The organism is Colwellia sp. 1_MG-2023 (assembly GCF_030546755.1).
Classification (GTDB): domain Bacteria; phylum Pseudomonadota; class Gammaproteobacteria; order Enterobacterales; family Alteromonadaceae; genus Thalassotalea_H.
The window spans coordinates 1-1,174 of the sequence record NZ_JAUOPE010000025.1; the positions used below are offsets into that span (position 1 = coordinate 1).

Annotated in this window: 1 protein-coding gene; it reads left to right on the forward strand. The window is 42.9% G+C overall.

Annotation, left to right across the window (positions count from 1 at the left end; all coding sequences use genetic code 11):
* The coding region (gene tuf / locus Q4493_RS17680; protein ID WP_303455594.1) for an elongation factor Tu at nucleotides 1–1,107 on the forward strand (1,107 nt) is incomplete at its 5' end.
* Nucleotides 1,108–1,174: the final 67 nt, after the last annotated feature.

The following is a 1,174-nucleotide window of genomic DNA, read 5'->3' on the forward strand; positions in this document are numbered from 1 at the left end:
ACGTTAACAGCTGCTATCTCTGCGGTATTAACAAAAGCTTTCGGTGGTGATGTAAAAGACTTCGCACAAATTGATAATGCTCCAGAAGAGCGTGAGCGTGGTATTACAATCAATACTTCTCACATCGAGTACGATACAGAAACACGTCACTACGCACACGTAGATTGTCCAGGTCACGCCGATTACATCAAAAACATGATCACAGGTGCAGCCCAAATGGATGGTGCTATCTTAGTAGTAGCAGCTACAGATGGTCCAATGCCACAAACACGTGAGCACATCTTATTATCACGTCAGGTTGGTGTACCTTACATCATCGTATTCATGAACAAATGTGACATGGTAGATGACGAAGAATTATTAGAATTAGTAGAAATGGAAGTTCGTGAGTTACTTAACGAATACGAATTCCCAGGTGATGACTTACCAGTAATTCAAGGTTCAGCATTAGGTGCATTGAACGGCGAAGCGCAGTGGGAAGAGAAAGTATTAGAACTTGCTAACCACTTAGACACATACATTCCAGAGCCAGAGCGTGCGATTGACGGTGCATTCATCATGCCGATTGAAGACGTATTCTCAATCTCAGGTCGTGGTACTGTTGTTACAGGTCGTGTAGAGCGCGGTATCATCACAGTAGGTGACGAAGTAGAAGTAGTAGGTATCCGTGATACACAAAAATCAACGTGTACTGGTGTAGAAATGTTCCGTAAGCTTCTTGACGAAGGTCGTGCTGGTGAGAACTGTGGTATCTTATTACGTGGTCTTAAGCGTGAAGACGTAGAGCGTGGTCAAGTATTATGTCAACCAGGTTCAATTGCACCTCACACTAAGTTTGAGTCAGAAGTATACGTATTAAGTAAAGATGAAGGTGGTCGTCATACACCATTCTTCAAAGGATACCGTCCACAGTTTTACTTCCGTACAACAGATATCACAGGTGCAGTAGAGTTACCTGAAGGTGTTGAAATGGTAATGCCAGGCGACAACCTTAAGTTTGTTGTAGAGCTAATCAACCCAGTAGCGATGGACGAAGGTTTACGCTTCGCAATTCGTGAAGGTGGTCGTACAGTTGGTGCTGGTGTTGTATCTAAAATCATGGATTAATTCCCGATTTAGATTCACATCTGAACTGATTAAAAAAGGCGCTTAGGCGCCTTTTTTGTTGTCTAGA